At 44.0% G+C, this 14,019-nt stretch carries 14 protein-coding genes; 11 read left to right on the top strand and 3 right to left on the bottom strand.

What is annotated here, in order from left to right; all coding sequences use genetic code 11:
* Position 1: 1 nt before the first annotated feature.
* Positions 2-1,234 carry an imidazolonepropionase gene (gene hutI / locus D2V05_RS16115; protein ID WP_119648586.1) on the bottom strand — a complete coding sequence of 411 codons (1,233 nt, stop codon included), beginning with the start codon at positions 1,232-1,234 and terminating at the stop codon, positions 2-4.
* Between the two features lies 1 nt (position 1,235).
* Positions 1,236-2,813: a histidine ammonia-lyase gene (gene hutH / locus D2V05_RS16110; protein ID WP_119648585.1), complete on the bottom strand. Its 1,578-nt coding sequence runs from the start codon at positions 2,811-2,813 to the stop codon at positions 1,236-1,238.
* Positions 2,814-2,888: 75 nt separating this feature from the next.
* Here hutH and D2V05_RS16105 point away from each other — a divergent pair, with 75 nt between their 5' ends.
* Together D2V05_RS16105 and D2V05_RS16100 are read left to right on the top strand one after the other, a co-directional pair.
* Positions 2,889-3,776 (top strand): LysR substrate-binding domain-containing protein, encoded by an 888-nt coding sequence (locus D2V05_RS16105; protein WP_119648584.1) that lies wholly within the window; start codon positions 2,889-2,891, stop codon positions 3,774-3,776.
* A 163-nt stretch (positions 3,777-3,939) separates the two neighbouring features.
* Positions 3,940-4,494: a nitroreductase family protein gene (locus tag D2V05_RS16100; protein WP_119648583.1), complete on the top strand. Its 555-nt coding sequence runs from the start codon at positions 3,940-3,942 to the stop codon at positions 4,492-4,494.
* Here the strand turns inward: D2V05_RS16100 and D2V05_RS16095 are convergent.
* Positions 4,491-5,003 (bottom strand): DUF456 domain-containing protein, encoded by a 513-nt coding sequence (locus tag D2V05_RS16095; RefSeq protein WP_119648582.1) that lies wholly within the window; start codon positions 5,001-5,003, stop codon positions 4,491-4,493. The genes D2V05_RS16100 and D2V05_RS16095 overlap by 4 nt on opposite strands.
* 113 nt (positions 5,004-5,116) lie before the next feature.
* Here D2V05_RS16095 and D2V05_RS16090 point away from each other — a divergent pair, with 113 nt between their 5' ends.
* The 9 genes from D2V05_RS16090 (at position 5,117) to hemW (ending at position 13,956) form a co-directional block, all read left to right on the top strand.
* Complete coding sequence (locus D2V05_RS16090) at positions 5,117-5,554, top strand: hypothetical protein (RefSeq protein ID WP_147378300.1); 438 nt, start codon at positions 5,117-5,119, stop codon at positions 5,552-5,554.
* A 172-nt stretch (positions 5,555-5,726) separates the two neighbouring features.
* Complete coding sequence (locus D2V05_RS16085) at positions 5,727-7,955, top strand: TonB-dependent receptor (protein WP_119648580.1); 2,229 nt, start codon at positions 5,727-5,729, stop codon at positions 7,953-7,955.
* A 120-nt stretch (positions 7,956-8,075) separates the two neighbouring features.
* Positions 8,076-8,438: a BlaI/MecI/CopY family transcriptional regulator gene (locus D2V05_RS16080; RefSeq protein WP_119648579.1), complete on the top strand. Its 363-nt coding sequence runs from the start codon at positions 8,076-8,078 to the stop codon at positions 8,436-8,438.
* On the top strand, positions 8,435-10,093 hold the full coding sequence (locus D2V05_RS16075) for a M56 family metallopeptidase (protein WP_119648578.1): 1,659 nt from the start codon (positions 8,435-8,437) through the stop codon (positions 10,091-10,093). The genes D2V05_RS16080 and D2V05_RS16075 overlap by 4 nt, the downstream gene beginning before the upstream one ends.
* Before the next feature lie 9 nt (positions 10,094-10,102).
* Positions 10,103-11,239: a tetratricopeptide repeat protein gene (locus D2V05_RS16070; RefSeq protein ID WP_119648577.1), complete on the top strand. Its 1,137-nt coding sequence runs from the start codon at positions 10,103-10,105 to the stop codon at positions 11,237-11,239.
* A 44-nt stretch (positions 11,240-11,283) separates the two neighbouring features.
* Positions 11,284-11,763, top strand: coding sequence for a hypothetical protein (locus D2V05_RS16065; RefSeq protein ID WP_119638469.1), 480 nt, complete (start codon positions 11,284-11,286; stop codon positions 11,761-11,763).
* A 3-nt stretch (positions 11,764-11,766) separates the two neighbouring features.
* Positions 11,767-12,324, top strand: coding sequence for a crossover junction endodeoxyribonuclease RuvC (gene ruvC / locus D2V05_RS16060; protein WP_119648576.1), 558 nt, complete (start codon positions 11,767-11,769; stop codon positions 12,322-12,324).
* Positions 12,325-12,437: 113 nt separating this feature from the next.
* Positions 12,438-12,794 carry a four helix bundle protein gene (locus D2V05_RS16055; RefSeq protein WP_119648575.1) on the top strand — a complete coding sequence of 119 codons (357 nt, stop codon included), beginning with the start codon at positions 12,438-12,440 and terminating at the stop codon, positions 12,792-12,794.
* A gap of 34 nt (positions 12,795-12,828) precedes the next feature.
* On the top strand, positions 12,829-13,956 hold the full coding sequence (gene hemW / locus D2V05_RS16050; protein ID WP_119648574.1) for a radical SAM family heme chaperone HemW: 1,128 nt from the start codon (positions 12,829-12,831) through the stop codon (positions 13,954-13,956).
* The last annotated feature ends 63 nt before the right edge of the window (positions 13,957-14,019 follow it).

The following is a 14,019-nucleotide window of genomic DNA, read 5'->3' as shown; positions in this document are numbered from 1 at the left end:
CTCAATCGTTTTGATGGATGGGTTCTCCTTTTTTCCAGACTTCACTGGGTTTCATTTGCCCTTGGTAATAGGTGATATCTTGGTAATTATCCGTTGGGAAAACGACGAAATCGGCCCAAGTCCCTGGTTCCAATTTTCCCCTGTCGGCCAAGCGCAATGCTGCTGCGGCTCTAAACGTGATGCCAGCCAAAACTTCGGTGTTTGAAAGTTTTTCGAAAGTACCCAAAATGCTGGCCTGGGTCAACAGGTCGCCCATGGGGGCAGAGCCTGGGTTGTGGTCGCTGGCGATGGACAATGCCCCGCCGGCATCCAAAATTCTTCGGGCCGGTGTGTAGGCGCAGCCCAAACCTAGCGAAGCGCCGGGCAATGCCGTGGAGATGGTTTCACTTTTCGCCAAAAGCTGTATTTCCTTTTCGGTGCTGGCTTCCAAATGATCGGCACTTAATGCTCCAAAATCTACCGCTATTTGACTTCCCCCAGTAGTGAATTGGTCGGCATGTACAGTAATGTCAAATCCCATGGCTTTGGCCTTTTGAAAATAGGGTTTGATTTCTTCAGGAGAAAAGGCACTTTCCTCCACAAAGGCATCGATGCGATGGGCCAGGTTTTCAGATTTCAGGATGGGAAAAAGAGTCGTGCTTATTTCTTCAAGATATTCCGTCTGATGGTTCCAATCCTTAGGTTTCATGTGGGCCGCCAAGCAAGTCGGCACTAAGGTGGCCGCTACTTTTTCATTGGCCTGTTTAATGGCCCGAAGCATTTTTAGTTCTTCATCCACAGAAAGACCGTACCCACTTTTCACCTCTAGGGTGGTGATGCCGTTACGAAAGTGTGTTTTGCTTCTGGAAATGATTCCCGAAACCAATTCCTCTTGGGTAGCTTTTCTGGTCTGGGTCACCGTGTCCCATATGCCTCCACCTGCCTTGGCAATTTCCAAATAGGACTTTCCAGCATTTCTGAACGCATAATCCCGAGCGCGACTTCCTGCAAAGCAGATGTGGGTATGGGAATCCACAAATCCGGGGAGGCAAACGGTCTTGCCTTCTATGTGATGGATGTCGACTTCATTTGATTTCAAGTCTTCAAAAATGCCGATGGCCACAATTTTTCCTTCGGATACCACAATGCCCCCGTTTTCAATTAGGAGCAATTGTTCATCTTTCAAAGCCCCTTTCATGGGTAAACCTGTCATTGGCAATACTTGGGAAAAGGGTCCGATCAAAAGTGGTTTCATACTAGTAGATTTCAAATGCTTCCTGGTGCGGGGTGTTCCAGGAGAGGTTGTTGTCTTTCATCACTTGGTCCACCAAATGAATAATGTCGTTGTTTTGGATGATTTCGATTCCTATTTCGATATCATCAGCAAATACCCTGTCATGCTCGGCAAACGCGACTTTGGTTCTTAGGAAGGTATGGATTTCGTCCAACACAATCCCTGATTTTAAAGGTTTGCGATACTCAAAGGCTTGGGCAGCAGTCAACAGTTCAATGGCCAATATTTTTTCAACATTTTCAATGATTTGCAGGGCCTTTCGTCCACTGATGGAACCCATGCTCACATGGTCCTCTTGTCCCAAGGATGTGGGGATGCTATCGGCACTGGCGGGGAAACAAAGGCTCTTGTTCTCACTGGCCAAAGCGGCCGAAGTGTATTGCAGGATCATATAGCCCGAATTGATCCCGGTGTCCTTCATCAACAATTTGGGAACACCTGGACTATTCCCTTCCAGCGCCAAGTAAATGCGTCGGTCCGAAATATTCCCGATTTCAGATGCGGCCAAAGCGGCATAATCCAAAGCCATGGCCAAAGGCTGACCGTGAAAATTTCCTCCGCTGATGGTGAGTTCGTCATCAATGATGACAGGGTTGTCGGTCACGGAATTGAGTTCGATTTCCAATAATTCTTTTAGATGCAACCACGTATTTCTTGATGCTCCGTGTACCTGTGGAATGCAACGAAGGGAGTAGGGGTCCTGTACCCGTTCACAATCGATGTGGTCTTCCAATATTTCGGAACCTTGGAGCAAGGTGCGGATTCTACCTGCCACATGTTGGTTGCCTTTAAAAGGACGGAGTTGGTGCAGTTCTTCATGAAACGGTTTCAAAGATCCTTGCAGTCCCTCGATCATCATGGTTCCAATAATGTCGGCATGTTTTAGGCAATGTTGCAATTTATGAAGCACAAGCACCCCATGGGCCGCAATGAATTGTGTGCCGTTGATCAAGGCCAATCCTTCTTTGGGACCCAGCTCCAAAGGTTGTAATCCGGTTTTTTGGAAAAGCTCTTGGGTGGTGATAGTTTTTCCTTGGTATTCCACTTTGCCCAAACCGATCAACGGAAGGAACAAATGTGACAACGGAGCCAAATCGCCTGAAGCCCCTACTGAACCCTGACTGGGAACCACTGGAATCGCATCATGTTCCAAATGCCACAACATGCGTTGTAAAGTGGTTTCGGCAATGCCCGAAAAGCCTTTGGCGAGTGCATGAATCTTCAGGATAAGCATGATCTTGGCCAATTGGTTGGAAATGGGTGTGCCCACCCCAACACTATGGCTCTGTAGTATGTTGGATTGAAGGATTTTGGTGTCTTCCTTCGAAATTTTGGTGTTGCACAAGGGGCCAAAACCTGTGTTGATACCATATACTGTATGGCCTTTTTCCACAATGCGTTGTACCCTTTGGTGGCTGGCATTGACTTTTTTGAGGCAGGTATCGGATAAAATTCCTTTTACAGTGTCGTCTGCCAGACCAAGGGCCAAACCGGCAGTCAGGTGGTCCTCACCATATTGAAATGTCTTGATGTGCGACATGGGATATCTTTTGATATAAAATTAGCATTTGCATATGATAATTACCAATACTTATTTTTGTATTATTTAATAACTATGAATTATCAAGTAGAACTTCGACATTTCATCTACTTTTTGGCCGTGGCCGAAGAATTGCACTATAGAAAAGCGGCCGAGAAACTCTTCATTTCGCAGCCAGGATTGAGTACCCAAATCAAGCAGATGGAAGAAATCTTACAGACCCAACTCTTTGTGAGGGACAAAAAGAAGGTGCGTTTGACCCCGGCCGGGGAATTTCTAAAAAAGGAAGTGGAATTCATCCTGAACCATCTGGATCAGACAAAAAAGCAATTGAAACTTATCGGGCACGGCCACATGGGCGAGGTACGGATCGGATTTTTGGGTTCGGCCATGCAGAACGTGGTCCCTGATCTTTTAGTGGGATTAAAGGAAAAATATCCTTTGTTGCACACCACTTTGGAAGAATTGTCTAACCGGGCACAGATGAATGCCATCCTTTCTGATCGGTTGGATCTGGGGTTTGTGCGGATGTCCAGAGTGCCCAAAGGCTTGGAGGTCAAACCTGTTTTTGAAGATACTTTTTCATTGGTGTTGCCCCAAGACCATCCTATTGATAGCAAAAACTTCAAGAGTATTGACCAGTTGGTCCTTGAGGATTTTATACTCTTCGCCCAAGATTACAGCCCTGAGTATTACGATACGGTATTGAGCATTTGTGAGGACAGTGGTTTTGTGCCGAAAGTGTCCCATAAATCGGTTCATGCACAGACCATTTTTAAGTTGGTGGAGAACAAATTGGGTATTGCCATTGTCCCTACCACATTGCAACATGGATTTCAGATGGAGGTAAAGTTCATCGAGATGAAACAGATTAAGCAAAGGGCAGTATTGTCCATGGTTTGGAAAGCTGATAATCGGAATCCAGCGTTAAAAAACTGTATGGATTTGCTCTTGAAATTATGACGACATGTTTTTGGGGAGTACCTTTGAATTTGTCAATTCGAGTGATTTTTGAAGTGAAATGAAGAAAATAGTATCGAGAATTACGGACAAATTAAGTTCTTGATACTTTTCCTAAAGGAAAAACTCGAACTGACATATTATTTACTATTTAATTTTAATAAGTATGATTTTTGATCTTATAGCGAAAAGGAGGAGCATTTTTCCTGTTCAATACAACGATAAGCCTATTTCCAAAGAAACGTTGGAAAAAATTGTGGAGGCCGCCAATTGGGCCCCAACCCACAAGAAAACGGAGCCGTGGCGTTTCAAGGTGTTGACTGGTAAGAAAAAGGATGAAATGGGTGCATTTCTTTCTCAAAAATACCAAGCAGTAGACCCCAAGCCAAAGCAGGTCACTATTAAAAAATTGGAGGACAATGCGGTTCGTTCCGCTGCTGCCATTGCCATTTGCATGCAACGTGATCCTATGGAAAGTCTGCCCGAATGGGAGGAAATAGCGGCTGTTTCCATGGCTGTACAGAATATGTGGTTGTGCTGTACCGAACTGGGCATAGGCTGTTATTGGGCATCACCGGGACTGATCAAGTTCATGGGTGAATTCTTTGACCTGAACGAAGGTGAAAAATGTCTTGGATTTTTGTATATGGGTTATTATGATGGTGAAGTGGAATCATCTAGCCGTACACCCATTGCGGAAAAAGTAGAGTGGTTGGACTAACTAAAGGTAAAGAGTTCGCCAGCGTATTTCACAGCAATGTACACATAGAAAATGGCATACATGACGGTTAATACAAGTTTCATAAAGGTACCCGTCAAAAAGCCCAAAAAAGAACCAAAAGCCGCCTTCAGGGCGGTTTTTTGATTGGCCTTGTTCATTAACTCGCCTACCAAAGCTCCAATAAAGGGCCAGATGATAATCCCGAAAGGACCAAAAACAGGGACAAATATGGCAACAAGTAGGCCTATAATGGTACCCCACATGCCTGCTTTGGTGCCCCCAAAGCGTTTGGTACCCATTGCCGGAATCACATAATCCAATATGGTAATAGTCAAAGCAATAACCAAGGTAATGCCTAGAACCCAACAATTATCGGGGACTGCCTTGGTCAAATAGAGCAATAGAAGTCCAACCCAACTTATGGGTGGTCCGGGCAACACGGGCAAAAAACTACCCAAAATGCCGACCAGCATCAATAGAAATCCCAAAATCAATAGGGCAATGTCCATGGTTTTCTTTTCCTGTTAGACAAATGTAGCCCACAAATGTTACAAACAAGTGATAATAAAACCCTTCGCTTTCAAATTTCGTAAGTAGATTTGAAGAAGATAGCCCATAGGTTTTGAAAACGACAAAAACATATCGGAAATCAAGGTTTGCACAGGTAGGATGCGCTTTACTTTGCACGTTCTACATCATTGGACTTTTTAATGGTCTGGTGTTGGAAGGATTGCACGAGGTGTCCCACTTCATGGGGCCAAAGACGCACCACCACAGTTTTTTTGCCGAAGAAGAAGTGGATTATTCATCCTTGGAAGCCATGGCCGGACACTCCCACGAGGCATTGGAGGCCTTGAAAGAGTTGTTGAATACCAATCAGCAGGACGAGCAGGAATCCAATAACACCATTAGTTTTAAGTTTGACAAACATTTTGTTGAAAGACAGGATATTGTATTTGAGTATATACTTTCCACGAATACCAAAACCCATTGGGTGTACCACAACACAACTTCTATTGGGTACGAAGATGTGACCACACCTCCTCCCCGACACAGCTGAATTAATCTTAGCTGATTTACTAGAAGCGTTCCTAAACCGTCACCCTGAACTTGTTTCAGGGTCACATTACGAAAGAGATGCTGAAACTTGTTCAGCATGACATTCAAATGAACTTTTCTGACGCGCTAGACAGATACTAGTTTTTTTACAAATCAATTTTAAAGACAACGACATGAAATATTTTATGGCGGCTCTGTCCATGCTTTGCATGGGCACAATTGCTGCGCAAAATTTAAAAGGACAAGTGGTCGACGAAGCTGATTCTGCATTGGAGGATGTGGGCATTTTCAACAAGACCAACGGCCAACATAGCCATTCTGACGGTACGGGACATTTTGTTTTGGACCAAACATCAGTAAACGATACCATTTATTTTTCCCGATTGGGATTTGAGACCCTCACCAAGGTGATTGCGCCATCGGATTTAAATAAACCAGTGACCATTATGCTCAAGGAAGGTTCCATTTCCTTGGATCAAGTGGTGCTGGTGGCCAAAGTGGATGCCCTGAGCAGGGTTGTGGATGTAGACGTAAAGACCAATCCCGTGAAATCCTCGCAGGAAATCCTGAGAAAAGTCCCCGGATTGATCATCGGCCAACACGCCGGGGGAGGAAAAGCCGAACAGATTTTTTTACGGGGTTTTGATGTGGACCACGGTACCGATGTGGCCATCAGTGTGGATGGAATGCCGGTGAACATGGTCTCCCATGCCCATGGGCAAGGCTATGCCGATCTTCATTTTGTGATTCCGGAGACCATAGAAAATGTAAACTTCGGCAAAGGTCCTTATTATATGGAACAGGGTGACTTCAACACGGCGGGGTATGTGGACCTCCGATTACGGAAGCGTTTGGACAAAAGCATGCTTTCCACAGAAGTCGGCCAATTCAATACACGAAGGTTTATGGGCATGTTCAATGTAATGGATCAAGGGAACAGTACGGCGTATTTGGCTTCGGAACTGTACTTGACTGATGGAGCTTTCGATTCGCCCCAAAATTTTAACCGTCTCAATATCATGGGTCGGTACCGATACGCCTTGCCCGGTAATCAGGAGTTGATGTTGACCGCATCGCATTTTTCTAGCAAATGGGATGCATCGGGGCAGGTTCCTCAAAGGGCCATTGACCAAGGACTGATAGGTCGCTTTGGCGCAATCGATGACACCGAAGGGGGGCAAACAAGCAGGACCAACTTTGTATTGGATCACAACAAGAACCTTGGGATTGGTAAATCGCTCCATACCATGGCTTTTGTGTCCCATTATGATTTTGAACTCTATTCCAATTTTACCTTTTTCTTGGAAGACCCAGTGAACGGAGATCAGATCAGGCAAAAGGAAAATAGGGTTCTGATGGGTGCAAAAACCGTGTTCCAAGACAATTCTGCACAATTGTGGGAACTCCGTTTTAAGTACAATGCAGGCATCGGTTTTCGATATGATAACGTGGATGACATGGAACTCTCGCATACCAGAAACCGACAGGAACTATTGGAACGATTGGCTTATGGCGATGTTGATGAGGTGAATACCTACGGCTTTGCAGGGGCAGTCTTTAAATCGGGCAAGTTTACTTTGGAGCCTGCGGTTCGGTTGGATTATTTCAAGTTCGATTACCTGAACAAAATCAGCACGGTTTATGATAACCAGAGCGATGAAAAAGTGGCTTTTAGTCCCAAATTCAATACCATCTACAGTCCAACGGAGAACACCCAGATTTTCTTGAAAACGGGAATCGGGTTCCACTCCAATGATGCCAGAGTGGTAGTGGCCAATAATGGGAAGGATATACTCCCAGCAGCCTATGGGGTCGATTTGGGTGCCATTATCAGACCAGTGGACAAATTGGTCTTGAACGCCACTTTATGGAGTTTGTTCCTGGATCAGGAATTTGTGTACGTGGGTGATGCTGGGGTAGTGGAACCTAGCGGCAAGACCAGAAGATTGGGTATTGAGGTAGGGGCAAGGTACCAGCCCTTGGATTGGATCTACCTCTATTCCGACGCCAATGTTACCCAAGGTCGCAGTACCGAAGAAGCAAAAGGTGAGGATTATATTCCATTGGCGCCGGATTTTACCATGGTGGGAGGTATTACGCTCGGGAACAACAATGAAGGGTTTTCAGGTGGAATCAGCTACCGGTATGTAGATGACAGGCCTGCCAATGAGGACAATTCCATCGTAGCGGAAGGATATTTTGTTACCGATGCCACATTGAACTACAGTCTGAGGAATTGGACGTTTGGTTTGATTGTGGAGAATCTATTCGACACGAAATGGAACGAAACCCAATTTGCCACGGAAAGCCGCCTTTTTAATGAACCAACGGCTGTGGAGGAAATCCATTTTACACCGGGAACGCCCTTTTATTTACGAGGGAAAGTCACGGTTTCGTTTTAAACAAGAATCCGCTGGGGAATATACCTTGGCGGATTTTTTATTCACTTTTTAACTAAAAAATTAGTTTAAACTAAATATTTAGTTATATTTGCTTCATATTGAACTAAAAAGTTAGTTAAAATGAAACAGCTCACCAAAGCAGAAGAAGAGGTTATGCAATTGCTCTGGACATTGCAAAAGGCCAATGTAGCCTCTCTATTGGACGAATTGCCGGAACCCAAACCGGCGTATAACACCGTCTCTACCATTATTCGGATTTTGGAGGACAAAGGTTTTGTGTCCCATGAAAAAGTAGGGAAGGGGCATGTATATTTTCCTTTGGTTAAAAAGGAAGAGTACAGCAACCAACGGCTCAATACCTTGGTCGATGGATATTTTCAAGGATCGTTCAAAAGCATGGTGTCCTTTTTTATGAAGAAGAACGATATCAGCCTAAAAGAACTGGAAGAAATCATGAAGAACATTAAAGAAGAGGAGAAATGATCACTTATATTTTGGAAACCCTAGCCTTTCAGTTGGTCTTTTTGTTGACCTATGACCTCTTTCTAAAGAAAGAAACTTTTTTCCAATGGAACAGGGTGTATCTGCTGACCACTTTTGTATTGTCCCTAGTGTTGCCCTGGGTAAAGTTTGAAATGTTAAAGACTACCATGCCCCAAGAACTGGGCAATGTCACCATATTCCTAACGCAATTGGATGGGGTGGTCCTGACGCCCAAAGGTGTCGAAACTTCTTTTTGGTCCAGTTGGCCTTGGTATTATGGAGTCTTGGCTTTTGGAAGTATGTTGTCCATTCTTTGGTTTGTGATAAAACTGATTCAGATTAGAAGATTAAAGCGTTCGGGAACCATTCAACAGTTTCCAGAGTATGACAAGATCACCGTGCAAAGTAGCACCTTGGCCTTCTCCTTTTTCCGGAACATCTTTTTGGGGACAGAAATCCAAAAAGAAAAGGAAGCCAACATCATTGCACACGAATTGGTACATGTAAAACAAAGGCACACTCTTGACCTGCTCTTTTTTGAACTCGCCAGGATTGTGTTTTGGTTCAATCCGTTGACCTATGTATACCAAAACCGGATGGCAGAATTGCACGAATTTATTGCCGATGCCCAGGTGGTAAAGGACAATAAAAGGGAGCATTTTGAAATGCTGTTATCCGAAGCGTTCAAGACACAGCATATCAGTTTTGTCAATCAATTTTTCAATAAGTCACTAATCAAAAAACGAATAGTCATGTTACAAAAAAAGCGATCAAAGGCCGTTTGGCAGGTAAAGTATGTATTGTTGTTGCCCTTGGTTTTAGGGATGTTGGTATATACTTCCTGTGAAACGGGGAAAGAAGAAAATACCGAAGAAATAGATTCCAGTGTTTCGTTGAAAGCAATAGAAGAGGTCCCGTTTGGAGCTGTGGATGAGGTGCCTGTTTTTCCTGGCTGTGAAGATGCTGAGGATAAAAGAGCTTGTTTCAATGAAAAAATACAGGAACATATCCGCAAGAATTTCCATTATCCTGAAGCAGCACAGGAACAGGGGATTCAAGGAAGGGTTAGCACTATTTTTAGAATAGATCCAAAAGGAAATATTGTGGATATAAAAATGAGAGGTCCCCACGAACTTTTAGAAAAGGAGACCGAACGAATTTTGGCAAAATTGCCCCAAATGAAACCAGGGAAGCAAAATGGGGAGCCTGTAAATGTGCCATTTTCCATTCCAATAACCTTTAGACTTGAGGGTAGTGATGAAGCAGAACTCAATGCTGAGATACAGAAATGGACTGAACGGGATGAAAGCTGGGTTCCTTTTTCCACCGTTGATGAAGCACCAATTTTTCCAGGCTGCGAAAACGCTTCTGACACTCGGGAGTGTTTCATGGAAAGTATTCGAACCCATATCCGTAAGCATTTTAATTACCCCCAAGAGGCACAGGAACAGGGAATTCAAGGAAGGGTAGCCATTATGTTCACCATAAATGGTGAAGGTGAAATTGTCGATATTAAAAAAAGAGGTCCAAGCCCTATTTTGGAGGCAGAAGCTGAACGAATCATTAAAAGACTCCCCAAAATGCAACCAGGTATATTGGATGGCCAACCGGCCGAGGTCGTGTTTTCCATCCCCATAACCTTTAAACTCAAATAATGTAATCCATTGAGAAAACTCTTAGTTCTGTTCTTGTTGATATTGACCAAAGCCGGTGCACAGTCATCGGCTTTGTCCGTTGCGGATAGTCTGTACACCTTGGGCAATTACACCGCGGCCATAAACGAGTATGCCAAAATAGGGGATGCCAATGCGAGCCTTCAGATTGCCCGTGCCTACAATGCCATCGGGAATTTTGAAAAGGCCATTGCACAATATAAAGCTACCTTGAACCATAACCCCGGAATGGATATTGCCCGGTTTGAACTGGGCAAACTCCTTTTAAAGACCAAAAGCTACCAACCTGCTTTGGAGGCTTTTCTTGATTTGGTTGCCAAAGGACAGGAAAACCCCGAGTACTTTTATTATCTGGGCAGAGCCTATGAATCAATAAAAAATCAGGACGAGGCCAATACCGCTTTCCGCAAGGCGGTCGCCAAAGACAGTACCCATTTGCGCAGTCTCTACGCTTTGGGCAAATATTTTGTGGGTCAAGAAATTCGGGACTCCGCATTGGTCTATGTGGACCAAGGGCTTAAATTTTATGAGGATGATGTTTCCATGATCAATTTGAAGGCACAGGCGTATTACAACAACGGGCAGTACAAGCAAGCCATTCCATGGTTCGAAAGATTGATTGAACTTGGAGAGGACAGACCTTTTATTTTGGAGCGCATGGCATTCAGTTATTACCGCAATTACGATGCGGAAAAAGCCATCAAAGCGTATCGCATGTTGGCCCTAGATCCCTGGTCTTTGGCCGATGCCTATTCCGGTATGGGGCAGGTGTACCTTCAGGAAAAGGAATTGGACAGTGCCCAATACTACATCAAAAAATCAATTGAGGAGCGCACGGTAACCTTTGAAAAAGAGTATGCCGACTTGGGCCGCATCGCCCGCTTGCAGGACAAGACCAAGGAGTCGATGGACTACTACAAAAAAGCATGGGAAGAAAACAAGGACAACCCTTACAACTATTACCAGTTCTGTATTTTGGCCGATGAATATTACAAAGACCCCAAAACCCGATTGCAGTATTATGAATCCTTGTTGGAAATGTATCCCGATCTAACCCCCTTCATCAAGGAGCGGGTGATCAAGCGCGTATCGGAGATCAAGGAGGAAATACACTACGCGGGCAACTGATTTCTTCAAAATATCGTAATTTCAGCCAAATTCTCGGGGCTGTTATGCGGAAGCTTTTGTTCTTATTCTTTCTTTTTGGTCTGCTTTGCAGTTGCGAGCTCTTTGAGTCCAAAGAGGAAAAGACCCAAAAACTGGTCAATGAGGAACTTATGGCCATTGATTGGAACGATGTGGACCAATACCCACATTTTGACAATTGTGATGAAACAGCGACCAAGCAGGCACAAAAGGAATGTTTTGAAAGCGTGATGTTGGATTTCTTTTCCAAGGCCTTGGCCGGACTTACCTTTGAAGTGGACCACGAATTGCATGATACGGTATATATCGATTTTTTGGTGGACGAACACGGTTTTATTTCGGTGCTGAACGTGGAGGAAAAAACCGATGTGCTCAATGAAATTTCAGATTTCAACCATAAAATATCCGAGCGTTTGAACGATTTGACCACAGTGGCACCCGCCCTGAAACGCGGCAACCCGGTAAGCCTTAGGTTTAGGCTTCCACTGGTTTTAAATACCCCTTAAATTTTGGCTACGGAAAAGATCATATTGGGAATAGACCCCGGAACGACCATTATGGGTTTTGGAATCATCAAGGTCATCAACAAACAGATGCACTTTGTGCAGATGAACGAATTGATGCTCAAAAAATACGATGATCCCTATACCAAGCTCAAGCTCATCTTTGAACGGACGATTGAGCTCATCGATACCTTCCATCCCGATGAAATTGCCATTGAAGCTCCTTTTTATGGTAAAAATGTCCAATCCATGTTGAAGTTGGGTCGGGCCCAAGGTGTGGCTATGGCGGCCGGACTTTCCAGGCAGATACCCATCACGGAATACATGCCCAAAAAGATAAAAATGGCCATTACCGGCAATGGAAATGCCAGCAAGGAACAAGTGGCCAAAATGCTTCAGAGTGTATTGAAACTGAAAACCTTGCCCAAAAATCTGGACAGCACGGATGGACTGGCCGCGGCCGTTTGTCATTTTTATAATGAAGGTAAGGTGGAACTCGGCAAAAGCTATACAGGTTGGGAGGCGTTCGTTAAACAGAACCCTGGTAAAATCAATAAACAATAAACAATGAACAATGAACAATGAACAATGAACAATGAACAATGGTCAATGACCAATTAACAATAAACAATTTACAATAATCAATTATTTTCTTCTAGAATCCCAAAACCTACTTTATGCAAGCCGAGAACCCATTATTGAAAAAGTCATATGACTTTGCTTTGAAAATTATCAAGCTGTACAAGTCTATCATTCACGCGAACAAAGAATACATTTTGTCCAAACAGTTGCTGCGTTCGGGTACTTCCATCGGGGCCAATATATCCGAAGCGAATGGGGCCATTTCCAACGCTGATTTTTCCGCGAAGATTTCCATTGCCTATAAAGAGAGCTTGGAAGTGAAATATTGGTTGTCCTTGTTGAAGGATTCCGAGTATATTTCCAAAGAAATTGCCCACAAATTGATTGTTGATGCAGATGAACTTTCCAAAATCATGTTCTCCATTCTCAAAACCACCAAAAGGACCAAATGATCATTGTAAATTGTTTATTGTTAATTGAAAATAAGTGAGCGGTATTTACATCCATATCCCCTTTTGCAAACAAGCTTGCCATTATTGCGATTTTCATTTTTCCACCCAAATGAAGAAGAAAGACGCGATGGTGGATGCCTTAATACGGGAAATGGAATTGCGCAAAAACGAGTTGGGTGATGAGGTTGTCGAGACCATTTATTTTGGAGGTGGAACCCCTTCGGTTTTGGAGTTGCAGGAATTGGAACGCTTGATCCAAGCCGTGTATGACCATTACAAAGTAATCGAAAACCCAGAAATCACCTTGGAGGCCAATCCCGATGACTTGTCCAATGATCGAATCATCCAACTGTCCAAAAGTCCAGTGAACCGACTCAGCATCGGCATCCAATCATTTTTTGAGGAAGATCTGAAACTGATGAACCGTGCCCACAATGCCCAAGAGGCCGAAAATTGTATTGAGGAAGCGGTCAAGCATTTTGATAACATCACCATCGACCTGATCTATGGCATTCCAGGAATGGATCATGACCGTTGGAAAGCGAATATCCAAAAAGCCTTGGATTTCAGATTGCCCCATATCTCCAGCTATGCCTTAACGGTGGAACCCAAAACCGCACTGGAAAAATTGATCCAAAAAGGAACGGTGCCCCAAGTGGATGACGGTCAGGCACAGGAGCAATTTCATATATTGGTGGATGTGTTGGAAGAACACGGTTTTGTGAACTATGAGATTTCCAACTTTGGGAAACCGGGCTATTTTTCCAAGAACAATACGGCCTATTGGCAAGGCAAGAAGTATTTGGGCATCGGCCCGTCTGCCCATTCGTATGATGGAATTTCCCGCACTTGGAACATCCGAAACAATTCCATCTACATCAAACAAATCCAACAAGGGATCTTGCCAAGTGAAAAGGAAACCTTGACCCTGACCGACCGGTACAACGAATATGTGATGACGGGACTCCGGACTATTTGGGGCGTATCCAAAGAGAAGATTGCCAAGGAATTTGGACCGAACTACGCGAACTATTTGGAGCACCAATCGGAAAAATTCACAGAACAGCAATTGCTATTTTGGGAAGAAGCCCTTTTACACACCACCAAGCAAGGCAAGTTTTTAGCGGATGGAATTGCGGCAGATTTGTTTTTCTTGGAATAACCTTGTTTGATTTGATGTCTCAATTGTATAGGGTGCTCATATCGGTCTAGTATAACCGTCAGT

Origin of the sequence: Flagellimonas pelagia, assembly GCF_003584135.1 — a bacterium.
Taxonomy (GTDB): Bacteria; Bacteroidota; Bacteroidia; order Flavobacteriales; family Flavobacteriaceae; genus Flagellimonas; species Flagellimonas pelagia.
This window is presented reverse-complemented; position numbering and strand designations above follow the sequence as displayed.